This window comes from Janthinobacterium kochi (assembly GCF_051380715.1).
GTDB lineage: Bacteria > Pseudomonadota > Gammaproteobacteria > Burkholderiales > Burkholderiaceae_D > Janthinobacterium.
In genome coordinates this window covers 387649-413486 of the sequence record NZ_JBNYXO010000004.1, presented here as the reverse complement: position 1 = coordinate 413486, position 25838 = coordinate 387649, and the positions used below count along the sequence as shown (strand labels likewise).

The 25838-nt window shown below is 58.9% G+C and carries 29 protein-coding genes; 15 read left to right on the top strand and 14 right to left on the bottom strand.

The genetic code is table 11. The annotated features are described in order from the left end of the window. Nucleotide 1 precedes the first annotated feature (1 nt). The 3 genes from ACQ4WL_RS12270 to ACQ4WL_RS12260 all read right to left on the bottom strand — a co-directional run bounded on the left by ACQ4WL_RS12270 (nucleotide 2) and on the right by ACQ4WL_RS12260 (nucleotide 2376). The gene (locus ACQ4WL_RS12270) at nucleotides 2–994 is read right to left on the bottom strand and encodes a sensor histidine kinase (protein WP_436509996.1); all 993 of its coding nucleotides are present in this window, start codon (nucleotides 992–994) and stop codon (nucleotides 2–4) included. Continuing rightward, nucleotides 991–1725: a response regulator gene (locus ACQ4WL_RS12265; protein WP_436509995.1), complete on the bottom strand. Its 735-nt coding sequence runs from the start codon at nucleotides 1723–1725 to the stop codon at nucleotides 991–993. The genes ACQ4WL_RS12270 and ACQ4WL_RS12265 overlap by 4 nt, the downstream gene beginning before the upstream one ends. A 66-nt stretch (nucleotides 1726–1791) precedes the next feature. Then, complete coding sequence (locus tag ACQ4WL_RS12260; protein ID WP_436509994.1) at nucleotides 1792–2376, bottom strand: hypothetical protein; 585 nt, start codon at nucleotides 2374–2376, stop codon at nucleotides 1792–1794. A gap of 123 nt (nucleotides 2377–2499) precedes the next feature. Here ACQ4WL_RS12260 and ACQ4WL_RS12255 point away from each other — a divergent pair, with 123 nt between their 5' ends. Together ACQ4WL_RS12255 and ACQ4WL_RS12250 are read left to right on the top strand one after the other, a co-directional pair. Further along, nucleotides 2500–3099, top strand: coding sequence for a rolling circle replication-associated protein (locus tag ACQ4WL_RS12255; protein WP_436509993.1), 600 nt, complete (start codon nucleotides 2500–2502; stop codon nucleotides 3097–3099). A gap of 54 nt (nucleotides 3100–3153) precedes the next feature. Next, the gene (locus ACQ4WL_RS12250) at nucleotides 3154–3342 is read left to right on the top strand and encodes a hypothetical protein (protein WP_436509992.1); all 189 of its coding nucleotides are present in this window, start codon (nucleotides 3154–3156) and stop codon (nucleotides 3340–3342) included. Nucleotides 3343–3674: 332 nt separating this feature from the next. Here ACQ4WL_RS12250 and ACQ4WL_RS12245 read toward each other — a convergent pair whose 3' ends face one another. Further along, complete coding sequence (locus tag ACQ4WL_RS12245) at nucleotides 3675–6044, bottom strand: phosphoribosyltransferase-like protein (protein WP_436509991.1); 2370 nt, start codon at nucleotides 6042–6044, stop codon at nucleotides 3675–3677. Continuing rightward, nucleotides 6008–6916, bottom strand: a complete 909-nt coding sequence (locus ACQ4WL_RS12240; protein WP_436509990.1) for a hypothetical protein — start codon at nucleotides 6914–6916, stop codon at nucleotides 6008–6010. Before ACQ4WL_RS12240 ends, ACQ4WL_RS12245 begins: the two co-directional genes overlap by 37 nt. Before the next feature lie 779 nt (nucleotides 6917–7695). Between ACQ4WL_RS12240 and ACQ4WL_RS12235 the strand changes: the two genes are divergently transcribed. Next, entirely contained in the window at nucleotides 7696–7944 is a 249-nt protein-coding gene (locus ACQ4WL_RS12235) for a hypothetical protein (RefSeq protein ID WP_436509989.1), read from the top strand. Between the two features lie 437 nt (nucleotides 7945–8381). Here the strand turns inward: ACQ4WL_RS12235 and ACQ4WL_RS12230 are convergent, their stop codons facing one another. The 4 genes from ACQ4WL_RS12230 to ACQ4WL_RS12215 all read right to left on the bottom strand — a co-directional run bounded on the left by ACQ4WL_RS12230 (nucleotide 8382) and on the right by ACQ4WL_RS12215 (nucleotide 10559). Next, nucleotides 8382–9233, bottom strand: coding sequence for a c-type cytochrome (locus ACQ4WL_RS12230; protein ID WP_436509988.1), 852 nt, complete (start codon nucleotides 9231–9233; stop codon nucleotides 8382–8384). Nucleotides 9234–9350: 117 nt separating this feature from the next. Next, entirely contained in the window at nucleotides 9351–9785 is a 435-nt protein-coding gene (locus ACQ4WL_RS12225; RefSeq protein ID WP_436509987.1) for a YeeE/YedE family protein, read from the bottom strand. 10 nt (nucleotides 9786–9795) lie between these two features. Next, entirely contained in the window at nucleotides 9796–10227 is a 432-nt protein-coding gene (locus tag ACQ4WL_RS12220; protein ID WP_436509986.1) for a YeeE/YedE family protein, read from the bottom strand. Beyond that, nucleotides 10224–10559, bottom strand: a complete 336-nt coding sequence (locus ACQ4WL_RS12215; protein WP_436509985.1) for an ArsR/SmtB family transcription factor — start codon at nucleotides 10557–10559, stop codon at nucleotides 10224–10226. Before ACQ4WL_RS12215 ends, ACQ4WL_RS12220 begins: the two co-directional genes overlap by 4 nt. A gap of 277 nt (nucleotides 10560–10836) precedes the next feature. Between ACQ4WL_RS12215 and ACQ4WL_RS12210 the strand changes: the two genes are divergently transcribed. Beyond that, nucleotides 10837–11112 carry a hypothetical protein gene (locus ACQ4WL_RS12210; protein ID WP_436509984.1) on the top strand — a complete coding sequence of 92 codons (276 nt, stop codon included), beginning with the start codon at nucleotides 10837–10839 and terminating at the stop codon, nucleotides 11110–11112. Nucleotides 11113–11410: 298 nt separating this feature from the next. Here the strand turns inward: ACQ4WL_RS12210 and ACQ4WL_RS12205 are convergent, their stop codons facing one another. After that, nucleotides 11411–11614, bottom strand: coding sequence for a VOC family protein (locus ACQ4WL_RS12205; protein ID WP_436509983.1), 204 nt, complete (start codon nucleotides 11612–11614; stop codon nucleotides 11411–11413). 234 nt (nucleotides 11615–11848) lie between these two features. On the opposite strand from ACQ4WL_RS12205, the gene ACQ4WL_RS12200 reads away from it, so the two are divergent. After that, complete coding sequence (locus tag ACQ4WL_RS12200) at nucleotides 11849–12271, top strand: DUF2061 domain-containing protein (RefSeq protein ID WP_436509982.1); 423 nt, start codon at nucleotides 11849–11851, stop codon at nucleotides 12269–12271. 21 nt (nucleotides 12272–12292) lie between these two features. Here the strand turns inward: ACQ4WL_RS12200 and ACQ4WL_RS12195 are convergent, their stop codons facing one another. Further along, nucleotides 12293–13729 (bottom strand): amidase, encoded by a 1437-nt coding sequence (locus tag ACQ4WL_RS12195; protein WP_436509981.1) that lies wholly within the window; start codon nucleotides 13727–13729, stop codon nucleotides 12293–12295. Between the two features lie 101 nt (nucleotides 13730–13830). On the opposite strand from ACQ4WL_RS12195, the gene ACQ4WL_RS12190 reads away from it, so the two are divergent. After that, complete coding sequence (locus ACQ4WL_RS12190; RefSeq protein WP_436509980.1) at nucleotides 13831–14742, top strand: LysR family transcriptional regulator; 912 nt, start codon at nucleotides 13831–13833, stop codon at nucleotides 14740–14742. A 76-nt stretch (nucleotides 14743–14818) separates the two neighbouring features. Continuing rightward, nucleotides 14819–16120: an NRAMP family divalent metal transporter gene (locus tag ACQ4WL_RS12185; protein ID WP_436509979.1), complete on the top strand. Its 1302-nt coding sequence runs from the start codon at nucleotides 14819–14821 to the stop codon at nucleotides 16118–16120. Between the two features lie 3 nt (nucleotides 16121–16123). On the opposite strand, the gene ACQ4WL_RS12180 is transcribed toward ACQ4WL_RS12185, so the two are convergent. After that, entirely contained in the window at nucleotides 16124–16918 is a 795-nt protein-coding gene (locus ACQ4WL_RS12180; protein WP_436509978.1) for an SDR family NAD(P)-dependent oxidoreductase, read from the bottom strand. A gap of 71 nt (nucleotides 16919–16989) precedes the next feature. On the opposite strand from ACQ4WL_RS12180, the gene ACQ4WL_RS12175 reads away from it, so the two are divergent. The 7 genes from ACQ4WL_RS12175 to ACQ4WL_RS12145 all read left to right on the top strand — a co-directional run bounded on the left by ACQ4WL_RS12175 (nucleotide 16990) and on the right by ACQ4WL_RS12145 (nucleotide 21942). Further along, a complete protein-coding gene (locus tag ACQ4WL_RS12175) occupies nucleotides 16990–17382 on the top strand; it encodes a MerR family transcriptional regulator (protein ID WP_436509977.1) in 393 nt (130 codons plus the stop codon). Between the two features lie 3 nt (nucleotides 17383–17385). Next, nucleotides 17386–18036, top strand: coding sequence for an SMI1/KNR4 family protein (locus tag ACQ4WL_RS12170; protein ID WP_436509976.1), 651 nt, complete (start codon nucleotides 17386–17388; stop codon nucleotides 18034–18036). Between the two features lie 99 nt (nucleotides 18037–18135). Next, a complete protein-coding gene (locus ACQ4WL_RS12165; RefSeq protein WP_436509975.1) occupies nucleotides 18136–18687 on the top strand; it encodes a DUF4142 domain-containing protein in 552 nt (183 codons plus the stop codon). Between the two features lie 103 nt (nucleotides 18688–18790). Then, entirely contained in the window at nucleotides 18791–19177 is a 387-nt protein-coding gene (locus ACQ4WL_RS12160; protein WP_436509974.1) for a hypothetical protein, read from the top strand. Nucleotides 19178–19205: 28 nt separating this feature from the next. Beyond that, a complete protein-coding gene (locus tag ACQ4WL_RS12155) occupies nucleotides 19206–19622 on the top strand; it encodes a hypothetical protein (RefSeq protein WP_436509973.1) in 417 nt (138 codons plus the stop codon). A 227-nt stretch (nucleotides 19623–19849) separates the two neighbouring features. Beyond that, nucleotides 19850–20317 (top strand): cache domain-containing protein, encoded by a 468-nt coding sequence (locus tag ACQ4WL_RS12150; protein WP_436509972.1) that lies wholly within the window; start codon nucleotides 19850–19852, stop codon nucleotides 20315–20317. A 74-nt stretch (nucleotides 20318–20391) separates the two neighbouring features. Beyond that, complete coding sequence (locus tag ACQ4WL_RS12145; protein ID WP_436509971.1) at nucleotides 20392–21942, top strand: methyl-accepting chemotaxis protein; 1551 nt, start codon at nucleotides 20392–20394, stop codon at nucleotides 21940–21942. Here ACQ4WL_RS12145 and ACQ4WL_RS12140 read toward each other — a convergent pair. Both ACQ4WL_RS12140 and cadR read right to left on the bottom strand, forming a co-directional pair. Further along, nucleotides 21939–23021: a hypothetical protein gene (locus ACQ4WL_RS12140; RefSeq protein ID WP_436509970.1), complete on the bottom strand. Its 1083-nt coding sequence runs from the start codon at nucleotides 23019–23021 to the stop codon at nucleotides 21939–21941. The two genes, ACQ4WL_RS12145 and ACQ4WL_RS12140, sit on opposite strands and share 4 nt — an antisense overlap. A 12-nt stretch (nucleotides 23022–23033) precedes the next feature. Then, the gene (gene cadR / locus ACQ4WL_RS12135; RefSeq protein ID WP_436509969.1) at nucleotides 23034–23465 is read right to left on the bottom strand and encodes a Cd(II)/Pb(II)-responsive transcriptional regulator; all 432 of its coding nucleotides are present in this window, start codon (nucleotides 23463–23465) and stop codon (nucleotides 23034–23036) included. Between the two features lie 99 nt (nucleotides 23466–23564). On the opposite strand from cadR, the gene ACQ4WL_RS12130 reads away from it, so the two are divergent. Further along, nucleotides 23565–25835, top strand: a complete 2271-nt coding sequence (locus tag ACQ4WL_RS12130; RefSeq protein ID WP_436509968.1) for a heavy metal translocating P-type ATPase — start codon at nucleotides 23565–23567, stop codon at nucleotides 25833–25835. Nucleotides 25836–25838: the final 3 nt, after the last annotated feature.

The window sequence follows — 25838 nt, the reverse complement described above, 5'->3', positions numbered from 1 at the left end:
CTCAACATTTGTTCGGTCGCAACAGCACTGTGGCGACCAGGCCGCCTTCGGGGGCGTTGTATAAGGTGAGCGTGCCGCCTTGTCTCTCAATGGCTTCGTGCGCGATGGATAATCCGAGGCCCACGCCACCACTGGCTTTGTTACGCGACGACTCCAGGCGGTAGAACGGCTGCATGACGGCGGTCAGTTCGGCGGCCGGAATGCCTGGACCCTGGTCGTGGATCGTGATGGACAGTCCGGATGGGTGCATGGCGCACTCAACCTTCGTCATTCCGCCGTAACGCAGCGCATTTTCCATCAAATTGGCCAGGGCGCGCCGCAACGCGATCGGCTGCGCCAGAATGGGCGCGACTACGCCTGCGCATTCAATGGAGTGTCCCTGCTCCTGATAATCTTCAGTCATTGAACTCACCAGGGCTTGCACATCGAGCATGGCCGGGACCTCGACGGCCGCTTCGCCGCGCAGATACTCCAGTGTGGCGTCGAGCATGGCGGCCATCTCGGCGGCATCGGCGTGCAGTTGGGCGCGCACATTGGGCTCGGCCAACTGCTCGACGCGCAGCCGTATTCGCGTCAGCGGGGTGCGCAGGTCGTGCGAAACGGCGGCGAGAAAGTGGCCGCGGGCAGCCAGTTGCTGGCGCAGATCGGATTGCATGCGGTTGAAAGCGCGCGCCGCCAACTGCGCCTCGACAGGGCCGCTTTCCGTCAGGGCCGAGCGGTTCACGTCGTTGCCGAGCTCAACTGCGGCGGCCGCCAATTGCTGGATCGGACGCGCGATGCTGCGCGCACCCAGCCAGGCGGCCGTGGCCAGTGCCAACAACTCCGTGACGACTCCAATGACCATGCCGCCCACCGGCGGCTGCGGGTGGCAGCGAGCCGCATCGTGATAGAGCATGAAAAACAGGCCAAAGGCGATGGCGTGGCTAGCCACGATGGCGCTGACTGCCAAGGCGAACAGGCGAGAGAACAGCGTGTCTACGAACTTGAACCTCATGCTTCGAATGCCACGTCGAGCAGATAACCTTCGCCGCGGATGGTGCGCAACAGCGGCCTGGCCGTGCTGTCGGTGTCGAGTTTCTGGCGCAGCCGAGACACCAGCAAGTCGATGGTTCGGTCGTACGCCTCCATGCTGCGCCCGCGCGCCGCACTCAACAGATAACTACGGCTGAGGACACTTTGCGGCTTCTCGATGAACGCAGACAACAGCCGGAATTCACCGTAGGACAGGGGGATCAGCAACTGCGCGGGCGAGGTCAGTTCGCGAGTGGCGCGGTTCAGCCGCCAACCACCGAAGCAGATGTCGTTGGCCGGCGGCAGCCTGCGCTCTGGCGTCGGCGGCGCTCCCACGCCGCGGCCACGAATGCGCCGCAAGATGGTGTGCAGTCGCGCCACCAGCTCTCGCGGGTCGAACGGTTTAATCACGTAATCGTCGGCGCCAGCCTCCAGTCCGGCCACCTTGTCGCCGCGTTCGCCCCGCGCCGTGAGCATGAGTATGGGAATATCAGACAGGAAGCGAATGCTGTGACACAGAGACAGTCCGTCTTCACCCGGCAACATCAAATCCAGGATGATGATGTCGAAGCGCTGCCGGGCAAGAGACGAGCGCATCGCGGTGCCGTCACGGACCGCCTGGGCGCGGATGCCGAAATCACCCAGATAGGCGACTAGCAGGGTACAGATATCGGGATCATCGTCGACGATGAGCACTTCGGCAGTTGTTGGCATGGTCTACTTGAAACAGGAACGAAACGGAAAGCGGGAACAGTTTAACTGATACCCACCATTGTAGTATCAGGCCTGTGTCGCAATGGCGGACCGTGGTGGTTCGGCAAAGGATGCCGCGCCATTCACGTAGGCATCGACCGCGACCTTGACTTTTGCGTTGGCAGCGGCTTCGGGATGCTTGTTGAGATAGGCGTTGGTTTCCTTGTAGTCCGCGCGCTCCTGCTCGGTGACCTCGCCGTTTTCGTTCTTGTCTTCGGCTTCGGTTTCGTAAGTCTTGCTGGAACTCGCCGTGGCGGTGAGGCTGGCGTCATTGCTGACGGCGGACGCGCCGGTCGCGCCGGCCTGTTCGGTACCGCCAGCTTTGGCCGTGTCGGCGCTGCCGGTCTCAGTCTTGGCGGCGCGTCCATCGACAGCCGACGTGTCTACGCGCGAGGCGTCGTACTGGCTCTGCAGCGTGTTCGACAACGCTGCCGCGCCGTCCGGCGCCTTACTTGCCGTCGCGCCAGCGACTTCCGCATTGGCACCCTGCGGCGGCTCGCTGACCGGCGCGGCGATCTTTTGCTCTGCCGCATTGGCCGCGCTGGTGGCGTCTTTTTTGCTTTGCGTAGGGATAAATCCCGTACCGCCGCTGACTGCTGATATTCCTGCCATACGATCTCTCCTGTTGGTGCGGCAGAACTTTGTTGTTCATGCCTTGCATACGTAAACGGCAGGAATCCTCGAAACTATTGAACAGCTTTGTAGCATGTTTGTATCATTTGAAATAAATGGGAGTTGTTCACTCGCTCTGTCGCGTGGTCGGTCGGCAGAGGTATTAAGAATAGCTGGAACGATACTTGCGCGGCCAGACGCCGTGTATTTCCAGATGGACAGCGTGAAGTCAGTGTCGTTAAGGAACGTTTCTCTATCGGTCCAGCACTACAGCGCAAACCACGGGCGAAACGCAGCGAATCGAGCCAGCGCGAAGCGAATGATGACGATGCGGGCAGGCGCGCAAAGAAGAATGTGCGTCTTTGCTGCAAGCAAATCGGCGCTGACCGCATGGTGACGTTGACCTATAGAGAAAACATGCTGGACCGCGAACTTGCATTAAAACACTGGAAAGCCTTTTGTCGAAAACTTGGTAAACATAAACAATTTCATTATGTGGCGGTCATTGAAGAGCAAGCCAGAGGCGCCTTGCATTTTCATGTGACCATCGCGGGGCGGCAAATGTATGCGCTGCTGCGCTCCATCAGGCAAGGCATCCTGGGGCGTGGCCCGAACGGCGAACAGATGGGCCAAGTCCACGTCCGTGACCCGCACCGTTTCGGCTTTGGCGTGGCCGGGGCGCACAAGATCGCCAGCTACATAGCGAAATACTGCGGCAAATAAATGCAGTGCAGGGCGCTTGACCAGAAGCGCTACTTCCGCTCCAGGGGCATCGTGGTGCCGGAAGTCGATGTATGGCGGGTGCCGTTTTGTACAAACATGCTGCGCGCTGTGCAGGTCGCATTCCAGGCGCTATTAGGCCATTGCATGGACGGCTTGCAGACCTGGTGCAACAACAATCTCGGCGTCGTGTACCTGGCAACGGCACCGGGGTTGCCACAGGTGGTGGACGATTGTCCGTTCTGACAGTTACTCCACCGTATTTGACGGGAGGAGGGAAGTGATATGGCAAATTTTGATGATAATTCACTGCGGATACTTGAGCAAATCGAGGATGAGTTTCGCAATCAGTACTGGATCATTCGCAACTCCAGGCGAACCAACTGGCGGGCGGTCAACCGGACTAGGATGCTTGGAGATTTTATGTACATGCTTGGAGTGCCTAAGTGGGCAGTGCAACAAGCACGCTACTGCCTACGCCTACGTGTGTGTGAACGATGTTTTAAGGATGAACTTCGTTGTCACGGAATTTGCGGACGTGCCAAGCGTGGTGACTTTGACGAATAATTTATACTTCCTTAAGTAGTTGGCCTAGGAAATATCGCGCGCCAATTAGGCGGTGTTTGCTTACTCCTATGCAAGATAGGTAGTGAATTATTCGGACATGTATCGGGCATAACAAGGAGAAGTCCTTGCCCGGCGTAGCCCAACGGATTTTTATACAATTCCGTACCTAATTTTAAACACAAAGATTTCGCACGATCTTTTTCTTCTTGATTGCTCCAGATTCCAATGCCAGTATTCGGAAAGGCGTAATTGCTCGGTGCTAGATGCTCGCAAACATAAAGCTCCACATGGCAAAATGGTGTAGCTTTTACGGTGCTGATTATTTTCTGCTCTCCCTCTTCAGTAGAAATCAACACAACAGCCAATACAGGAATCGATAAATTAACTAAAAGTGCACCGCATTGTCCGGAGAGACTTGTGATGCCCTCTGACATGGTTTTCCCTGATCCAACTACGTCATCAATTAGCAAGATTGCTTTTGGTTTAATAAAATTTGCATCTGCTTCTCTTAGTTTCTTTTCTATACTTGCGGGCTCCATTATGCACTCAGTCGAAATGGAATTTGCCTTTGCATACATACGAGCGTACTGAGTTCCGCTCTTTCCAGGCCCTCCGACATAGGTAAGCCAAACATCGCGGCGCTTATCAGTACGTTTTTCAATTTGAAGTGCACCCACACGTTGCAATACAAATCGACTGTGTGCGAATTTCAGTTTATCCTCAACTTCTTCAGAACGTAAAAATCTGATGTTTTGAAGAATTTTGAACAGAAGTCGCTGCTCTTGGAAACTTTTTACCTGTTCTAGCCAAGAGCGAATAGCTTCCGCGCCAACAGCTTGGGAACGGTATAGTGGCCAAGAATCAGAAAGCGCTTGAACCTCTCCTGCCGCTACGTAAGCCGCATCATTTGCCTGCTGTAATTGAACCTCGAGATCATCAGCTAAAGTGCTAGCAATTAGTCGATTGACGCCGATTTCAATAAGCCATTTTTCGAAAAGCTGTACAGTGCATCGAAGTTCACCATTATGTTCCCGCAGTATTTCTCTCCTAAGAAAATCCTCCAATATTGGCATCCCTTCATGCTCTGGCAATCTAACTGCGTTCAAATGAGCAAGAATTCCGGCACTAGTACGTTGGTTTTCACGAAAGGCACGTCCTATTGCAACCAGCATCCGCAGACGCTTTAACTCCGTTACTTCCGCTTCTTCTCGCTCAGCGTTGATGCCGTCCTTCCACATGTGAGCAAAAGAATTCGTATCTAGTTCGGAGACAGCTATATTCAATGCATGGCGAACGTCAGAAACAATTATTTCGGTATCACGTTCGTCAATGGCAATAGCGACAACCTTCGAACATAATAAGTTCGTGTAGTATGGGTGGCCGTTGGTAACGTTAAATAGTTCATTTATAGCAGCCTCGTCCCAATTCAAGAGATCAACAACAGGATTCGTTACCAATCTACAATACTCTGCCCATTCATTGCTTCGAGAAAAGTAGTCGAGTGGCTCGCGCACAAATTTATTTAGCTGATCTCCTTGAGCTCCAATGATGAACGGCATTTTTTCTCCACCAACCAGAATGAACGCTAAATTACTTCTCGAAGCCAGTGTGCGGAGATTGGCAAAGAAGGTTTCAGCAAGCGCTCCTAGGCGGTACATCTCTGGGTGAATTTCGTCAAACTCGTCGAGTACGATTACAAACCGTTTTTCGGGTGACTGGGTAGCAAGAGATTTTGCAATAGTATTTAACTGTGCAAGGGAGCCTAGGAAATCCGGTCGTTGCACTTGAAAGCCCGGAGCAAGGTAGCTTTCAAGAAATGAGAAAATTTCATCGCCAAGTGCCTTAACAGTCATCTGAGGAGACGAAGAGCAGTATTCTCCATACTCAAGATATAGTTGATGTACTTCGTTTCGATCATTGCTTGCTTGAGCATGGTCAATCGCAGCACGGGCTAGTGACGTCTTTCCTATGCGCTTTTGGCCTGTTATATAAGTTGAAGACATGGGTTTTTTTAGAAGACGATTACCTATAGATTTTAACTTTGCGACGCGACCCACAAACGTATCACCCTCCGCAACCTCCAAACTATATGGTTCTAAATTTTCTAGCGAATTCCAGTCAACGGAAGAATTCTGCGCCTCAATTTCGACGTTAAATACATGTCCATCGCCTTTTCCAAACAATTGATGCCATTCTAACTGTACAGTGAACTGAACCATCGGCGTACTGTCCATGATATATGCGCTAACGAGGATTGCAAAATCTCCAGGAGGTATGTCACCGAGACGCTGCTGTGGATTCTCGACGATTATTGAACTATCATTTCCGCAGTCAATTTCTGCCACTACATCGACAGCCAAGCCGGGGCCGGAATTTTCCATAGGAATTGAAAAGACAACGGACCTCCCGGTTTCATGAAGTGGGTATTTTTTTCTGCAGCCTTTATTGATTTTCGTTTCGGAGCCACATTGCAATAAAAAAGCTCTGATGCAGAACTTTCAAGCGTAGTGATAGCTGTCTGCATGACTTCCACGAAACGATTAATCGGTCCAGCTGTGAAAAATGAACGGTTCTCTATGCAGAACTGCTTAAGCTCGACTACGTCGTCTGATAGCTGGTCAAAATAAGATTTATAGCGAGAATCTGTGCAAGCTACAAGCCGTGAGACTTGATCTAAAATTGATTCAACTTTTCCTTTTACCGCACTAAAACCAAACGGCTGGAAGTAGGTTAAGAAGAGTCTATTTGCAAATGGTCGACGTAAATCAGCATCTAAGTTTTTTATTTCAACTAGATCATCAGTTAAATTGTTAAGAATCTCAAAATTACTTACGGCAAAACCATGGAAGCTTTGAAACGCTTTCAGCTTTTCAAAATTTTGGCGTTTCTCGCTAGTTTTAAGATGTTTCGCAATATCGGGAACAGATCTTTCAATAAATTGAGGAACTATTCGGCTGGCCTTACTTCCTGGATCATCAGTTCCAACTAATCCATCTACAACAATGGCACGCATGAGCAAAACTGCACTAGCTCGCTGTCCTGTGCTGACTGTTTCCAACTGTGCCAGTACACTTTCAAGAGAAATTTTTGGTGTGATCGGAATAGCGCACGATGTTGCGAGAGCTGTCGCGAGAGCGACTCTTGCAACATCTAACGCCTTTCCCCCATACCCCCCGTTTTCGTAGTCATCAATCGCAGCTTCCAAAATTGAAACGGTTTGGAAATGTGAATTTTCACTTTGGATAGCTTGCATGAGAGCGCCTTAAATTGCGGAAATTCCTTAGATCCTAGGGGAAATTTCCTTGACGGTCAAGCAACATTAAAGATCGGAAGTCGTTTTGTTGGCGCAGGTTGTGTAAATAAGTTGGCTACGAAATTCTTCCTTCTGTCATTGAATGGATATTGCCCACATCAATACAGAGCTATGAAATTGATCATATGCTATAAGGACGGAACACTGACTCAATATAAATTTGAACGACTTTCTGCTGCGAAAGAGGAGGTCCTCAAGTGTCCGGAAAGTCCGATTGCTAGCAGTCCACTTACGGCGTAGTATCGGTCACAAATAGCCTCATTGCTTAATGTATTTGGCGTCGGATAGCGTCAACGAACGGGCATTTTAGTGTTATGGTCGCGCTGGTTGAGGTCGTCGAGGACGGACTGTCACTGTCGAGGTTTCGGTACGAGGATTGAACAATAGTAGGTCCGGGTGGGAATGGCGAATTAACTACCGTTGAAACTCAACTCGTTACGAGGTTGGCGCCGAAAAGGGTGGTTAAGATGTAGTTAGGCCATATATTTATTTGGCGGCAAGGGGTGATGCGTACCAAAAGTACCTTCCACTCCCACTTCTCATTTGACATAATATAAATTATGCGAAGTGTACGGTGGGTCTGAAAAAATCTCCGTTTCTCGGATCTTCCAATCGCAAATGCGATTCCCGCATGATGGCCGTCCATCATTCTTCAATCCAAACATATGAGATGTCCAAACCTGCGATACGGCAAACCTGCCGAGCTGGCCCACTATGCTATGGGCATTCCACTTGGCCAGCTGGCGCGCACCCTGCGCCGCGACGAGCGTACCGTGCGCGACTGGCTCAGTGGAAAAACCCGCGTGCCCTGGTGGGTTCCCGAGTACATGCGCCAGCGCCAGATGAACATGACAGCCCTTGGCCCGCGCTTGGGCGTGGTGCGCGGCGCCGTCATCGAACTGGCCACACGCAGGCCAAAAAAGAGCCGCAAGTTACAGACTTGCGGCTTGATGACTTCGACCAGGTGAAGATCGCACTTTGAACATCCTTCCAAGCTCGACGGGCAATCGCTTGAATTATTGCTTCGACTACCTCGCTGCCGAACGGCTTTACCTTGCTTTTCAAAGCACGGTGCTCAGCGGAAGCGCTTGCAAGCGTGAGCGTATAGTGCGTTCGTTGAATCCACATGCAGATTAGTCCAGGAAGCAAGATAATTCCTTGTCGATCCGGATGCGATTCCGAACGGTGCCAAAGTGAATACCGTAGCGGTGTTGAGCATGCATTGCGTCAGGATATCGCGTGTTCGCCATGAGCCTGTGACCTGCGAGGACGCCAGTTGGCGTCCTCCTCCCTTCCCCGCCCTCTTTCCGTCGCCGGCTTTTCCGTGCCGGGAAATCGTGCGCCTGTACTTTGTCTTTTGATAGTGCTTCAACGCGCAGCTGCGTGGTAAGGCATTTCTACCGATTTAGCTGCGCGCATCCTTCGGTTTGTCGCCTTTCGGCCAGTCCTTTGCCTTGCCCGGATAGACCGGGCGCTTTTGTTTGGTGAAAAACTCGCTGACATCGAGCGCTTCCTGGTCGCTCAGGGTGCCGCCTTGTCCCAACGGCATGTTGTGCTTGACGAAGGCCGCAGCGGTATAGGTGCGGGCCATGCCGGCGCCATCGTTGAACGAGTCCGGGCCCCACACTGGGGGAAAGGTATAGCCGCCCGTGCCATTCGGCATGCCTTTTCCCTCGGCACCATGGCAGCTGGCACACTTGGCGGCATACACTTGCTTGCCATGCGCGCCATCGGGCTTGAGCTTCTGGTCGAGCGGACCGAAGCCGCGCCCCTTGACATTGGCGCCGGTTGGCACCCCCGTCGAGATCCACTGCATGTAGGCGAGGATATCGTTCATCTCGTTCGAGGCCATCGGCAGCGGCTTGCCATTCATCGAACGCTCGAAGCAATCATTGACGCGCTCTTGCAGCGAAATGAGCTTGCCGCTGCGCGAGCGGTATTCAGGAAAAACACCCCAGATGCCGACCCACGGCGAGGCGTTCGGTGTGGCGCCGCCAGCCAGATGGCAACTGGTGCAATTGAGGCCGTTGCCGACATTGTTCGGCAGGCGCTGACGTGTCTCTGTCAGCAGCAGTTTGCCGTGCTTGATCGCCTCTCCCTTGGGGCCGGACGGGATGCTGGCATCAAGCGGCGGCTTGAAATTGGCGCCTTGCGCATGGGCGTTGCCGACGACAAAAATTGGGGCACAGATCGTCGCCAGCACTTGTGCAAGCAACAGCGACCGGCCAGCCTTGCCCAGCATGTATTTTTTTGACATCTCCATCTCCTGTATTTTTTATGATTCAGCGCAGCAGAAAGCCGCAAATAGTTAAATCTGATAACTGCACTGTTGCAAAGCGCGCAAGCGATGCCATGAACTCTATTACTCAGTTACTCAGGCAGTTTGCTTTCGACCGGTTGGCAGGCGTTCCAGTAATTCAAACACCACCATGCCAGCGACCATTGCCGCAGAAAAAATGAGGGGCTTGCTGCCGCCGCTGGCCAGCGACGCCAGCGCCGGTCCCGGGCAATAGCCGGCCAGTCCCCAGCCAGCGCCGAAGGCAAGGCCGCCCAGTATCAGCCGTCGGTCGATGTGCGAGGCCGTCGGTACGCGCATGACGGCGCCAGTCAGTGACCGCGTGCGCCCCTCTGCCCAGCGAAACGCCACCAGCCCGACAACGATGGCGCCGCCCATGACCAGAGCGAGCGAAGGATCCCAGCGTCCTGCCAGGTCGAGAAAGCCGACGACCTTGGAGGGATCGGTCATGCCTGAGAGAATCAGGCCAAGGCCAAAAATGATGCCTGCAATAAGTGCCGTGATGATCTGCATGGTGCGCTCCTTATCCAATGACGTGACGAACGATGAAAACGGTGATGAAGCCTGCCGCCATGAAGGCCACAGTGGCGACCAGGGAGCGCGGCGACCTTCGCGACAGGCCACAGACCCCGTGGCCGCTGGTGCAACCTGAACCATAACGCGTACCGATGCCAACCAATAAACCGGCCGCGACCAGTGTTGCTGTTCCGGCGTCGACTTGAACCGTGGGCAGCGGTGCGAAGAGGCCATAGACAAGTGGCGCGCCAACCAGGCCGAGCAGGAATACGATGCGCCAAGCCACGTCGCCAGCCGGCCATTGCAGCAAACCGCCAAGAATGCCGCTGATCCCGGCGATACGGCCATTGAAAAGTAAAAATACTGCTGCTGCCAGGCCGATCAACATACCGCCGGCCAAGGAGGTCCACGGGGTGAAATTTAGCCAATCGATCATCATGATGTTGCTCCTTTCGGTTTTTCACAATAGAGTTGGTACAGCACCTGCATGACTGCCTTTGCCTCGCTACTCGCAATGCTGTAGAAAATCTGCTTGCCTTCGCGTTGTGTGGTCACCAGCGCTTCGTCGCGCAACACGCCAAGCTGCTGAGACAGGGTTGGCTGTTGGATGCCCAGGGCATTTTCAAGCTCACGTACACAGTGAGGCCCCTGCGTCAGCTGACACAGCAATAGCAGCCGGTCCGGATTCGCGAGGACCTTCAGTATCCCGCATGCCTGGGCTGCCGCGGCGCGCATAGCGCCCAAATCAAGCTCATTTTCAAGGTCACTCATAGATCATAGAATAAATATAGAAAAAAGACAGAACTTATATTATATTAAAAAATATAATATTGATAGTCATATTTTGTTCATGTTGCTAGGATGGTAGCCGTGGCGTTGACTGTCCGTTCGCTCACAGAGCCAAGCCGCAAACAGGTGGCTTGGCTCAACTTGCAGCGCATTTCAGACGAGCGCCAGGAAAAGGCCGTGGTCCGGGTCTGCAATGACTGCACGGATTCCCGCTACCGAAGTTGGTGGCGATGGGCGCCCCTATGGGAATGATATTGTTATGCGGCGTAAACTGGCCTGGGGCGATGGCGACGCCTGTTTCGCCCGGTTTCCTTTTTTGTACGCCGACCAAAGGTCGCTGAACTTGATAATCGGCGCATCCAGTTTGCAAACGGAATTCGGCGTAGTGTTCGTTTTTACCTTTGCCTGCTGCTATATCTGTGACACCGTCAGCCCCCATGCGCGCAAGCGCTTCATCACCCCAGAAAACCTCGTACTCGGCTTCGCCGTCCGTGACTACGCGCGGCAGTTTGCCACTGATATCAGCACGGCCTGAAAGTTGCTGGCCCTCTGATGTGATGATCAAGTACGGCACGCCATCTGAGAGTAAGCGCGGCAACTGCGGCTGCTCATCGTACGGGGCCAAGGACGAGTCATCGGGGCGAACTGACCGAACACCAGACGCGGCCCACCGTGGCTTGTCTGGTCGCCCTTCCGTATGATTTCACCTGGCATAGAATCCAGAATTTTATCGTTTAGATAATATAGCTTAATTGCTTTTGCCCTGCGGACGCAACTCTTAGCGTACTATTTTTTCCGTTTTCTCTGTTCTCCCCAATTTCTCCTTCGCCCCTTTAATGAAGGTGCCATTTCGCGTGCCATGCGGGGGCGCCCGCCAGATGAAGGCAGGTCGTCCGCGACGGCTTCACGATGATGGCGCCTGTCGCGAGGGCGGCATGATAGGCCGAGATCACCTGGGCCTTGCCCGCCACGCCGGGTCCCAGGTGGTAGAGGCTATAGGTGTCCAGCGGCTCTCCCCGGTCGTTCACCAACAGCACCAGGTTCAGATGCGGAACGATGAACGTGCGCCGGGCAGGCAGAGTATGAGCTTGCTGGCAAGCTGCCTGGTAACAAACGACGAGTGCAAGATAGATTTTTCCATGATTTCAGCAATGTCCTTATAGTTTTAAGCTATGTGTCTAGTTGAAATATTTTACTTCCATTTGCAAATGAGAATCGTTACCATCTAAATCAAGGATAAGTCTGTGAGTTAACGACGAAAGGAGCCGACTTTGTTTACCGCCATCAAGACATTCAGCCAGGTTTGCACGCACATGTCGATCGCCTTCGGCCTCGCCTATTTGCTGACGGGTTCGCTGGCACTAGGTGGCTTGGCTGCAGTCATCGAGCCTATCATCAATGTCGGCTTGCTGCCATGGCATGAAAAAGCCTGGCATGTGTTGCGCCGCCGCCATGCCGCCAGCCGGCTGTGCCTTGCCGCCCGGGCGGGCGAAAAGGTCAGCCAGACAGCCCTGCACATGGGCGTCGCCTTCAGCGTGATGTACTTGGCCACGGGTTCGATGGCTTTTGGCGGCTTGCTGGCCGTGGTCGAACCGATCTGCAATGTGATTGTCCTGCCCTTCCACGACCGGTTGTGGGAGAAAGCCCGCTTTCGCCTGGAAAGCCGGGGCGCAGCGCGCCTCGCCGCCCTATAGTCCTCCTCCTTTTCCTCCTTCTTAATGACCTGCCCAGACGGGCGGGCGACGCTGCACCCAAGGCGCCGCCCGCTCCAGTTGCCCTGCCAGGCGCAGCAATGTGCCATCCTTTCCATAGCCGGCCATGAACTGCATGCCGATTGGCAACCCCTCCTGCGACATGGACAGCGGCACGGACATGGCCGGCAAGCCCGCCACGTTCGCCAGCGGCGTGTAGGGCGAATGCTCGAACAGGCGCGCCGTCCAGCCAAAACCGTCGAGTTTCTCCTCGTCCCTGCCATAGCGCCCCAGATGCCACGGCACGTCCGGCATGGTGGGCGTCAGCAAGATGTCGTATTGCGCAAAGAAGGCGCCGGCCTGGCGCGTGACCGTGTTGCGCACGTCGAGGGCAGCGACAAAATCGACCGCCGAGACCGTCTTGCCATGGCGGTAGCAGGCCAGCGTGGCCGGCTCCAGCGTGTCGAGCGATACGCCACGCCCGCTCTCCTGCGCCAGGCCATCGATCCACGGCACCAGGTTGGCGCACCAGATACTGGCATTCGCCTGCACGAACGCTGCCCACGACACGCCCAGTACCGGTGCCACTTCTTCCACATGGTGGCCCAGGCTTTCCAGCAGGTGCACGGTAGCGTCCAGCGCGGCATCGATGGCAGGCACGGGATGGGCGCCATTGCAGGCGGCGCGCTGCACGCCGATGCGCAGCTGGCCTGGCGCCACGCTCACCTGCGACAGCCAGCTGTGGCTAGGCGAACTCGTCACATACGCTTCGCCCGTCATCACGCCCTGCACGCAGTCGAGCAGGGCGGCGCTGTCGCGCACCGTGCGGCTCACGCCCAGCTGCACGCCCAGGCCGCTAAAGATCTCGTCCATGGCGGGGCCGTTCGAGACCCTTCCGCGACTCGGTTTGAAGCCGAACAGGCCCGTCGAGGCGGCAGGCACGCGGATGGACCCGGCCGCGTCCGTCGCATGGGCCAGGGGCACGATGCCGGCCGCCACGGCCGCCGCCGCGCCGCCGCTGGAGCCGCCAGCGCTCAGGTTGACGTTCCAGGGATTGCGCGTGGCGCCATACAGCACGGGTTCCGTGGTGGTGGCAAATGCCATTTCGGGCGTGCCCGTGCGGCCAAACGTTGCCAGTCCCGCCTGGCGGAACTGCGTCATCAGGTGGGAATCGCGCGCGGCGACATGGCCGGCGCCCAGGCGGCTGCCCGCTTCGCTGCGCCGGCCCGCCATGGTAACGGCCACGTCCTTGATCAGGAATGGCACGCCGGCGAACGGCGCCGCCGTGTCGATGGTTGAACAATCGGGCGGCCACAGCTCGACCACGGCGTTGATCCGCGGGTTGACGGCGGCACAGGCGCGCATGGCTGCATCGTGCAATTGGGCGGCCGAGACGCAGCCTTCGCGCAGCAGCTGGGCCAGCCCAAGACCATCAAAGCTTGTATATTCATGCAGTTGCATCAGTTAGTTCCTGTAAAAGATGAAGAGTGGATATCACAGGAACTACTCTAGAGCTTGCACTATCATAGTGGAAATGAATAATTGATATACAAGGTATAGTCGTGAACAATTTGCATAAGCTGGATTTGCACAAGCTGGACTTGAACCTGCTGTTGACCCTCAACGCCCTGTTGATCGAGCGCAACGTTACGCGGGCGGCGGCGCGCCTGCACCTGAGCCAGCCGTCCGTCAGCGTGCAGCTGGGCAAGCTGCGCGCGGCCTTTGACGATCCGCTGCTCTTGCCCGGCCCGCGCGGCATGCTGCCCACGGCGCGGGCGCTGGCCCTGTTCGCACCGTTGCAGGCCGTGCTGGCCCAGCTGGAGCAGGTCTTGCAGCCGGAACCGGCGTTCGACCCGGCCACGGCCAAGGTGCGCTGGAACCTGGCGGCGGCCGACGCCGCCGAATATGCGATTTTGCTGCCCATGCTGCCCGCCCTGCGCGCGCAGGCGCCTTTGTCGCGCATGGCCGTGTTCGAAGCCGTGCCGGCGCGCATGGCGCAAGACCTGGAAAGCGGCCGGGTCGACCTGGGCTTTTTGGCGCAGGAAGAAGCGCCGCCCGGCTTGCGCCACCGCACCTTGTTTACCGAACACTACGTGCTGACGGGCCGCCACGATCATCCGCTGCTGCAAACGCCGCCCGACCTCGACCAGTTTTGCGCGCTGGAATTCATCGTCGTCTCGCCGAATGGCGGCGGCTTCCGCAGCAACATCGATACGGCCCTGGCAGAGCTGGGCCGCACGCGCAAGGTGGTGCTGTCCGTGCCGCATTTCCTCATCGTCCCGCCCTTGCTGGCCGCCTCCGACATGGTGGCCCTGCTGCCATCGCGCCTGTTGAAAAACGCGCTGGGCGCGCTGCGCACGTGGGAGCCGCCCGTCGCCCTGCCAGATTACGAGATGGCCATGGTCTGGCACGAGCGCATGCACCTGGACCCGGCGCACCGCTGGCTGCGCGAGCGCATCATGGCGGCCCTGTGAGTTCTCTGCACAACACCGTGGCCCTGACGCCGCCCGCCTGTGATACGCTGCTGGCTCCACGACCCAGGAGTGACGCATGCACACCGACAGCGGCCGCGCGGACGCAGTCCGCCCTCCGGCCGCCCCATCCGACACCTGGCTTGGCAAGCTGGGCCCCGGCCTGATCACGGGCGCGGCCGACGACGACCCCAGCGGTATCGCCACGTATTCGCAGGCCGGTGCCCAGTTCGGCTTCGGCATGCTGTGGACCGTGTGCCTGACGTTTCCGCTGATGCTGGGTATCCAGGTCATCAGCGCCAAGATTGGCCGGGTCAGCGGGCATGGGCTGGCGACGAATATCCGCCGCCACTATCCCCGCTCCTGGTTGTACGCCATCGTCGGCTTGTTGCTGCTGGCCAATGTCATTAATATCGCTGCCGACGTGGCCGCCATGGGCGATGCATTGACCCTCATCATCGGCGGTCCCACCCACCTGTACGCCGTGGGTTTCGGCCTGCTGTCCTTGCTGCTGCAAGTATTCATTCCGTATCAACAGTACGTGCGCATCCTGAAATGGCTGACCCTGGGCTTATTGGCCTATGTGGCCACCGTGCTGACCGTGCACATTCCCTGGGGCGAGGTGGCGCTGCGCACCTTCTGGCCCCAGCTGGCCTGGTCGGCCGCCTCCATCACCATGATCGTGGCCGTGTTCGGCACCACGATCAGCCCGTATTTATTCTTTTGGCAAGCGTCGCAGGAAGTGGAGGAATTGCGGGCCGATGCTGGCGCGCAAGCCTTGCGCCGCGCACCCGAACAGGCGCCGCGGCAATTCCAGCGCATCAAGATGGACACGGCCATCGGCATGGGCTTTTCCAACCTGGTGGCGTTCTTCATCATGCTGACGACGGCCGTGACCCTGGGTGCGCAAGGCATCACGCATATCGACACGTCGGCCCAGGCCGCGTCCGCCCTGCGCCCCATCGCCGGCGAGTTCGCCTTCGCCCTGTTCAGCCTGGGTATCATCGGCACGGGCTTGCTGGCCATCCCCGTGCTGGCCGGCTCGGCCGCCTACGCCATGGCTGGCGCCTTCCACTGGAAAAACAGCCTGGAACTGGCGCCCAGGGCCGCCAAGAAATTCTACGGCATCATCGCCGCCTCCACCGTGCTCGGCGCCGCCCTGTGCTTCACGCCGCTCGACCCCATCAAGGCCCTGTACTGGAGCGCCGTCATCAATGGCGTCATTTCCGTGCCCATCATGGCCCTGATGATGTTGATGGCGTCGCGCCCCGCCATCATGGGCACACTGACCATTTCGCGCCGCCTGCGGGCGCTGGGCTGGCTGTCGACCATCGTCATGGCGACGGCCGTGCTGGCGATGTTCGCCACCATGGCCTTTTGATGCCTACGCCGCCTTCGGCTTGAGCATGCCTTCGACGATGCCCAGCACGGTCTGACGGGGTAGCAAGCGCGGCAGCCAGGCCAGCAGCCGGTTGGGCCTGCCCGCCACGTGGTTGCTGCGGCCCCGGTCCAGCGCGCGCAGCGCTTCATCGACGACGGCTTGCGGCGCCATGCGCTGGCCCACGGCCGCTTCGGGCGCGGCCACCACGTCAAAGAAGGCCGTGTCCGTGGCGCCCGGGCACAGGGCCAGCACGCGCACGCCGCGCTGGCGGTTTTCCGCCCACAGCGCTTCCGAAAACGACAGTACGAAAGCCTTGCTGGCGCCGTAAACCGCCATGTAGGGATCGGGCTGCAGGGCCGCCGTGGACGCCACGTTGATGATGGCGCCCCGCCCTTGCGCCAGCATGTGCGGCAAGGCGCAGTGCGTCAATTCCATGAGGGCCGTGCAATTGACGGTCACTTCGCTCGCCTGGCGCGCGAGATTGATGCTTTCGAAGCGGCCATGCGTGGCGAAACCCGCATTATTGATCAGTACATCGGGCGGCATGCCCAGCGCGCAGGCCTGCCTATGGGCCTGGGCGGCCGCGCCGGGCAAGCTCAGGTCAGCCACCAGCGCATGCGCGCGGATGCCGTGGCGCTGGACAAGTTCCGTGGCCAGGCTGTCGAGCACGGCGCCGGAGCGGGCCAGCAACAGCAAATGGGCGCCGCGCGCGGCCAGGGTTTCCGCAAAGACGCGGCCGATGCCGGACGAGGCACCTGTGATCAGCACGGTTTGATTGGTATAGTTGAATGCAGTCATGGCAGCGGTGTGTAGTTGAAAGTGTTTCTAATGTAAACTGTTGTCTTTAGTCCACGGTCAATAGAAAAATCATGCGCATCGGAGAAATCACCCGCCTGACGGGCGTCAGCAAGGACACGGTGCGCTTCTACGAGCGCCAGGGGCTGCTGGACGAAGCACCGCAGCCGGGCATGACGAATAATTACAAGGAATACTCGGCGCAAGCCTTGCGCCGCATCGAGCTGATCGGCCACGCCAAGGCGCTGGGTTTTACCCTGAAGGAAATCGCCGAAGTCATTGCCGTCTGGCAGGAAAACGCGCTCGATGCGGCCACCAAGCGGGCCATGCTGCAAACGAAAATCGCCCAGATCGACGACAAGGCCCGTTCGATGGCCGTGCTGCGTGCCGGGCTCGTCGACGCGCTGGCCAAGGTGGAGACGGGTTGCGAGGATGGCGTGGCGGTTGCAAGAAATTTACAAGGATAATCAATGACTTATTACACGCAGTACCGCCACCTGGCGCTTGAGGGCGCCAAGCCTGCCCCCACCGAGCAGCAAATCGCCGCCATCGAAACCCTGCTGGAAGCGCCTCTGCCGCCCGCCTTCCTGGCTTTTTTACAAGTCGCCAATGGCGCCTGGTTCGACTACACCACGGATGTGCCGGACGGCAATGGCGGCGTGGAACAGATGGGTTTCAATACTTTCTTCAGCGCCGACGAAGGCGATTTCTGTGATGAAACGCTGGTCGGCGAAATCCGCGCCGCGCGCCAGCATACGGACATGCCGGTGCGCATCCTGCCCTTCGCCCGCGATGGCGGCAATTCCATGGTCTACCTGGACCTGACGGAAGAAGGCGCTGGCCGGGTGCTGGCCTATGTGCAGGAGTTGCCGGAGTGGACGGGCAAGCGCGCCCACGGTTTCATCGAACTGGCGCCCTCCTTCGACGCCTGGCTGGACAGCCTGTATATCGACCGCGACACGGTGCTCGATGAACTCGAACACAGCGTCTCGGAGCCAGCCCACCTGGAGGCGATGGCGCAGTGGCTCGATATCGGCATGCCCGCCTGGCGTCGCGATGCCGGCATCACCGCCTTGTTTGCTCTGAAACAAGTTGAACTGTGCGCTAACGAACAGGACTAGTCCTACGGGGATAGTCGTGAGCGTCCTATGGGTGTGCGCAGGCTGACGGATTAACATTGCCATCAGCTTGCAGGAAACACCATACCCGAAAGGAATCCCATGCGTATCTCCACCACCAGTTCACGTGCCCCCTCCCTCAAAAGCGTGGCCATCGGCGCCGCCGTGGCGCTATTGAGCGGCATTGCCATCAACAGCATCGCCGCTGCCGCACCGGGCGCGTACGACAAGCAATTCCTCAGCAAGGCCGCCGACGCGGGCAGCACGGAAATTGCCGCCAGCAAAATGGCGCAAAGCAAAAGCAGCAATCCCGAGGTGAAGACATTCGCCGGCGCCATGCTCACGGACCACACGACACTGGCCGCGGAACTGAAACAGCTGGCCAGCAGCAAGCAGATCGAGATCAGCGACCAGCCTGGTGCCAAGCACAGGGCGCAGATCGACAAGCTGGGCCGCCTGGAAGGCCAGCAATTCGACAAGGAATATGCGGCCAGCATCGGCGTGGCGGCGCACAAGGAGGCCGTGAAACTGTTTGCGGATGCGTGCCAGAAGGCCAGCGATCCCGACATCAAGGCCTTCGCCAAGAAAACATTGCCAGCGTTGCAACATCATCTGGACATGGCGAACGCCTTGCAAGCGGCATTGGCGAAATAGACTGCAATACGCGGGTAAATGCTCGACGTACATGCTGTACAGCAAGTATTTCTGCTCTTGACATACAATGCAGAAACTTTGTTTTCGGCCATGCCATGACCTCATGCAGCTACTCAAGAAAACCGGCCTGATCGCCGCCGCCTTCCTGCTCCTCATTGTGCTGGCAGGCTGGCTCTTCATCAAGGTGAGCGCGGCGCGCAATGCCACCGTGTATGCACAGCAATGGAACGACCAGCGCACGTGCGTGATCAAGACCTATGTACCGCACTACGGCAACGGTGTGCCGCACAATATCGTGCGCGCCCTCAGCACATCCGCCTTCTTCCGCGTATATCACAAGGATGGCACCCTGCTGGAAAGCACGGAATGGGTGCTGGACATGCATGAAGACGGCATCCTCGACCATGCCCGCTGGGGCCAGAACCAGCACCGCGCCATCTACCCGACCGACATGGGCTACGAGGGCTGGACCTTGCCCGAATGCGCTTGATCATCTAGCAATCAAACGACAGATTCCCATGCTGCGCGGCCCCTGGAGCAACGCTCCCTATCTTCCTACGCTGCACCATTTTCTCGGCCCTTTCGACGTCTACGACCGCGAACACACCCTGGGCGTTGAGCTGGACGCCTGGGACATGAACGATGCCACCCAGCGCGCGGCGCTGATACGGCGCGACATCACGTCCCAGTACAAGGAACTCAGCTACCGCCACCGCCATGCGCTCGTGGCCGTGCTGGCGCAGGCCTTGCAAGACCCCGATTATGACTTTCAGGCCATCCTCGAACACGACCCCGAGAGCACACATGCGCTGCCTGCCCTGTGGGACGAGATGGTCGACCCGCGCGCCTTCTTTGCCGATATTTACCGCCTGGTGCGGCAAGACTGGCGCGATGACTTGGCGCGCGCGGCCGTGGAAGACCCGTCCAGCTGGTAGCACGGTGCGGACGCCACACTATCGTGTCGATAGTCTGCAGCACCGTTTCCCCTCTGAAAACCCGATTACGGCAAGGTGCACGCGACGTTGCAAAAACGCCCATCTGAAAAAAAATCTGTTGCACCAGTGCATGCCCGCTGGCATCGCGCTACCATGAACGGTCGGTACTGCCCTCACCGCGCCGGTTCACCGCCTGCGTCCCTCGCCGCAATTTGAAGGAGATTCTCATGCCCCAGTTCGCCCCTGCCATTTGCCTGTCTGTCATGCTTGTCGGCGTTACGCTGCCAAGTGTCGCCAGCGCTGCCGAAGGCGGCGCCACGCGCGCCGACGCCGAAACCATGGTCAAGAAAGGCGTGGCCTACATCAAGAGCGCCGGCGACGCCAAGGCGTATGGCGAAATCACGGCCAAGTCGCCGCAATTCATCCTGCACGACCTGTACCTGGTGGTCTATAAACTCGACGGCACCGTGGTCGCGCATGGCGCCAATCCGAAAATGCTGGGCAAGAACTTGATCGAATTGAAAGATATCGATGGCAAGGCCTTCGTCAAGGAGCGCGTCGACCTGGCCAAGAGCAAGGGCACCTTCTGGCAGGAATACAAATTCACGAACCCGGAAACCAAGAAAATCGAACCGAAAGTGATGTATTGCGAAAAGCTGGCCGAGACCGTCGTCTGCGGCGGCATCTACCTGTAGCCACCGCACCGCCAGCGCCAGCGCCAGGATGGCACACCGATCTCTCAACGAATTTCTCAACGATACGGGCCTCAATGAAAATCGCACAGAAGATGTTGATCGTCCCGGTGGTCGCGCTGGCTTGCCTGCTGGCCATGGGGGCCTTGTCGTACTTCGCCATGCAGCAGAACGAGCAGCGCATGCGCGAGCTGAAAGATGTGACCCTGACGGCCGAGCGGCTTGCCAACCAGCAAGCTATTGCCCTGGGCCAGGTCCATGCCGACGTGTATGCGAAGATCGCCATCGCCGCCAGCCTGTCGGACGAGCAATTCAAGCAATTCGGCGCGCAAACGGATGGCCAGCTGAACGCCATCGCGCAGGGCTTGACAGAACTCAAGCAGTTCTCGGGCGCGGCCACGGAAGCGGACCAGGCGCTGCCGGGTGTCGAGCGCTACCGTGCCAGCGTGACGCAGGCGCTGGACCTGGCCTCGATGGATCCGAATACGGGCGTGGCCGCGATGCAAAATGCCGCCACACATTACCAGCAAGTGCGCGGGCAGCTGCGCCAGGTGCTGCTCAACCTGGACCACCGCACTGTCGATGCGCTGCAGGATACAAAAAATGCGGGCCAGCGCGCCGGCTGGCTGTCGCTGGGCACCATGGCTGTGGGCTTTGCCCTGCTCGCCTTGATCGCCACCTGGGTGGCGCGCTCCGTGGTGGGCCCCATCGACGAGGCTTGCCGCGCCGCTGAGTCGCTGGCCGCCGGCGACCTGACCATGCGCATCGATGCCCGGGGCGACGACGAGGTGGGCAAGCTGTCGCGGGCGCTGGCTACCGTGCTGAAAAACTGGAATACCTTATTGGGCGAGATACGCCAGGCGGGTTCTACCATCACGGTGGAAGCGAGTGAAATCGCGCTGGGCAATGCGGACTTGTCGGCGCGCACGGAGTCGCAAGCCCATTCCTTGCAGGAAACGGCAACTTCCATGCATGCCCTGACCGACACCGTGCGCGAAAACGCCAGCCATGCGCATCAGGCCAACCAGATGGTGCTGTCGACATCGAACGTGGCGCTCGAAGGCGGCCGCGTGGTGGGCCAGGTGGTCGAGACGATGGGTTCGATCAAGGCCAGTTCCGGGCGCATCGTCGATATCATCGCCGTCATCGACGGCATCGCCTTCCAGACCAATATCCTGGCCTTGAACGCGGCCGTGGAAGCGGCGCGCGCGGGCGAACAGGGGCGCGGCTTTGCCGTCGTCGCCACCGAAGTGCGGGGCCTGGCGCAGCGCTCGGCCACGGCGGCGCGGGAAATCAAGCAATTGATCGAGGATTCCGTGGCCAGGATAGAAACGGGCAGCGAGCTGGCCGACAGCGCCGGGCGCACCATGGGCGACATCGTCGCCTCCGTCCAGCAGGTGACGGAAATCATGAACGACATCACGGCTGCCAGCCAGCGCCAGAGCAAGGGCATCGAGGAAGTTAACAATGCCATCACGGAAATGGACGAATTGACCCAGCGCAATGCCGCCCTCGTCGAGCAATCGGCCGCCGCCGCGCAAAGCATGCAAGACCAGGCGCATGATTTATTGCGCGTGGTCGACGCCTTCCGCCTGGGCGATGGCGGCCCGCCGTTGCTGGCGCGTTAGTGACGTTGCGGCAACGCGGCCTTGGCGCAGGCCAGCATTTTGCCGCCTGCCTCGGCCAGCGCGGGGTCCGGGTCCGACTGCAAGACGCTGCCCCTGCTGTTCTGGTCATCGTAACTGCCCAGCATGGCTGCATACAGCGAGGCCTGATCCTGCAGGCGCCAGGCGGCGCTGCGTGAATTGCCGGGCGCGGCAGGCATACTGGCGCTGAAGTAGCTATACAGGCCGCCGACCTGTTTCTTGTGCAGCCATTCCATCAATTGCACGATACGGTACTGTTCCAGCAGACTCAATTCGCTGACATTGACGCTGGACAAGGTGTAATACAGTTCCAATCGGGCCATCCAGTTGCCCTTTTCACCGGCCGCCACCAGCGCATCCCAGGAGGGACCGGAGCGCACCTTGCGCACGGCGCGCGGCGCGCCTATCCAGGCGTCAACAAAGGCCTGGTCCGGCACGGGGCCGTAGTGGTCGGGCGCGCGGCAGGCGAACTGGCGCGCATCGGGCCCGCCATCCTTGAGCGCGTTGCTAATCTGCGCGGCAATCTTGTCACCGATGCGCAGCAGGCGCGTGCCATAACTCTCTATGGTCCAGCTCGAAGGCAAACGACCCAGCCAGGCCAGCGCATCGTCGTTGGCCCGTGCGGCGACCGCGTAAGCGGCGATCCTTGCCTGCATCTTCACGTCTTTGTGCTGCTCCGCCAGCTTGCGCGCATCCTGCTCCTCATCATGGCGGCTCGTGGTTTTGGCCAGTTGCATGCATTGCTGGAAGGCCTCCGGCGCACCCTGCCAGCATTCGGCGGGGACCTTCAGCTGCCAGCGCATGCTGAGCGTTTTCAGGATATAGTTTTCTTCCCCCTCTTCCCGCTTGACATAGGCGCGGCCGTCGGCCTTGGTCACGCCTTTTGTCAGCTGCTTGCCACCAGCCGTGCTCCAGGTATACGGGTCATCGTCTTGCGGCACGCCGGGCACGGCGTACAGGGTCAGGTAGTGGCCGGTGACGGCAGGCGCATCGGCGGCATGGCAGAGCGGCGACAGCAGGGATAAGGTCAGTAAAGTTTTTTTAGGCAACAGTTTCAACATGTAGCTATCGGTTCAATGAAGTTCGGTATGGCAGGCGCAGTCGTGGCCGCTGGCCGCCTCGGACAGGTTTTGCAGGATGGCGCAGTCTTGCGACGGCTGCGGCTGGTCGCACTGGTGGCGCAGGGTCACCAGTTGCTGCTGCAGGGTTTGCAGGTTCGCCATTTGCTCGGCGATGCGCAAGATATGGTGGTCAAGCAATTCATTGACGCTCTGGCAGCCGTCGGCCGGATTGTTCTTAAACTCCAGCAAGGCGCGGATATCGGTCAAGCCGATCTGCAAGGAGCGGCAATGGCGGATGAATTGCAGCCGTTCCTGGTGTTCTTCGCGGTACTCGCGGTAGCCGGCGCTGTTGCGGCCCGGTTCCTGCAGCAAGCCCGCCTTTTCATAGTAACGCACAGTTTCCACGTCACAATCTGTCCGTTTGGCCAGTTCTCCGATACGCATGGCATCCCCTTTTCATTCTTTCATGCAAAATCCACTTGACCCTGTAGCGGCTACAGGGTTTCTAATGGAAGCATACACGAAACCGGAAGGACGAATGCGATGCCGCACGATAGCCACGATCACACCCATGAGCACAAGCATGACCACGCGCAAGACGCCAAGCCCAGCCACGGCGGCTGTTGTTCGCACAGTCACGCCGCCCCTGCTGGCGACACCGCGCCAGCGCTGCCCAGCGCCCCCATCGCCGGCGCGAGCACGGCCAAATACCGTATCGCCAACATGGATTGCCCCACGGAAGAGCGCTTGATCCGCAACAAGCTGGCCACGATGGCGGGCGTGGTGGGCCTCGATTTCAATCTGATGAACCGCGTACTCGACGTGCACCACACCCTGCCTTCGCTAGCCACCGTGGAAGCGGCCCTGCACGGCATCGGCATGCAAGCCATTCCCATGGAAGCGGACGCGGTCGTCACGCGCGATCCGAATGAAGGCAGCCTGTCCGGCTTGCAAAAAGGCTTGCTGATCGTCTCCGGTCTGGCTGCTGCCGGCGCCGAGGCGCTGGCGTGGACCACGCACGAAGACAGTTCGCCCCTCGTCATCGCCCTGGCCCTGCTGTCGATCGCCACGGGCGGCTGGCCGACCCTGAAAAAGGGCTGGATCGCTCTGAAAACCTTCACGCTGAACATCAATTTCCTGATGAGCCTGGCAGTCTTCGGCGCCATCGCGATCGGCCAGTGGCCGGAAGCGGCCATGGTCATCTTCCTGTTCGCCATCGCCGAGCTGATCGAAGGCTTGTCGCTGAACCGGGCGCGCAACGCCGTGCACAGCCTGATGCAGCTGGCGCCCGACACGGCGACGGTCGCCGACGCCAGCGGCGCCTGGCAGCCGGTAAGCGTGGCCACGGTGGCCATCGGCGCGACCATGCGCGTGAAGCCAGGCGAGCGCATCGCCCTCGATGGCGTGGTGGCCAGCGGCGCATCGTCCGTCAACCAGGCGCCGATCACGGGTGAAAGCATGCCGGTGGACAAGGCCGTAGGCGACGTCGTGTATGCGGGCACCATCAATGAACGGGGCTTGCTCGACGTCACCGTGACGGCCAACAGCGGCAACAGCACCCTGGCCAAGATCGTCAAGGTGATCGAGGAAACCCAGGGAAAACAGGCGCCCACGCAGCGCTTTGTCGATAACTTCGCCCGCTACTACACGCCGGCTGTGGTCGTGTTCGCCATCCTGGTGGCCGTTTTGCCGCCTTTGCTGCTGGGCCAGCCCTTCATGGCCTGGGTGTATAAAGCGCTGGTGATGCTGGTGATTGCCTGTCCGTGCGCGCTCGTCATCTCCACGCCTGTTACCGTGGTCAGCGGCCTGACGGCAGCCGCGCGGCGCGGCATTTTAGTGAAAGGCGGGCAATTCCTGGAAATGGGCTACCGCATCAAGGCCATCGCCGTCGACAAGACGGGCACCCTGACCATGGGCAAACCGGCCGTCACGGACGTGGTGGCATTGGCAGGCAGCAGCCGCGACGCCATCCTGCAACTGGCCGCCAGCCTGGACGCCAATTCCGCCCACCCACTGGCCGCAGCCATCGTCAAGGCCGGTCCGCCCGCCAGCAGCCACTTGCCCGTCAGCCAGTTTGCCGCCCTGCATGGGCGCGGCGTGCAAGGCGATATCGCCGGCCAGACATACTACCTGGGCAATGCGCGCCTGATGACGGAACTCAATGTGCTCACGCCGGAACTGCAGGCGACCCTGACCGGACTGGAACAGCTCGCCTATACGGCCATGGTGCTGGCCACCTCAGCCGGCGCGCTGGGCGTGATCGCCGTGGCCGACGTGCTGCGCCCGACCGCGGCGGCGGCCATCGCCAAGTTGAATGCCTTGGGCGTCACCACCGTGATGCTGACGGGAGACAATCTGCTGACGGCGCAGCGCATCGGCGATGAAGTCGGTGTCAGCCTGGTCAAGGCGGAATTGCTGCCGGAAAACAAACTCGATGAAATCAAGGCCTTGCAGCAGCAGTTCGGCGTGGTGGCCATGCTGGGCGACGGCGTCAACGATGCCCCGGCCCTGGCGCAGGCGGACATCGGCTTTGCCATGGGCGCGGCCGGCAGCGACACGGCCATCGAAACGGCGGACGTGGCCCTGATGGACGATGAACTGGGCAAATTGCCCGAATTCATCGATCTGAGCCAGCGCACGCGCAGCATCCTCGTGCAAAACATCAGCTTTGCCATCGGCATCAAGGCCGTCTTCTTCGGCCTGGCCCTGGCCGGCATGGCGACCCTGTGGATGGCTGTATTCGCCGACGTGGGCGCCAGCTTGCTGGTGGTGGCCAACGGCTTGCGATTGTTACGCAATAACAAGCAAGCATAGTCC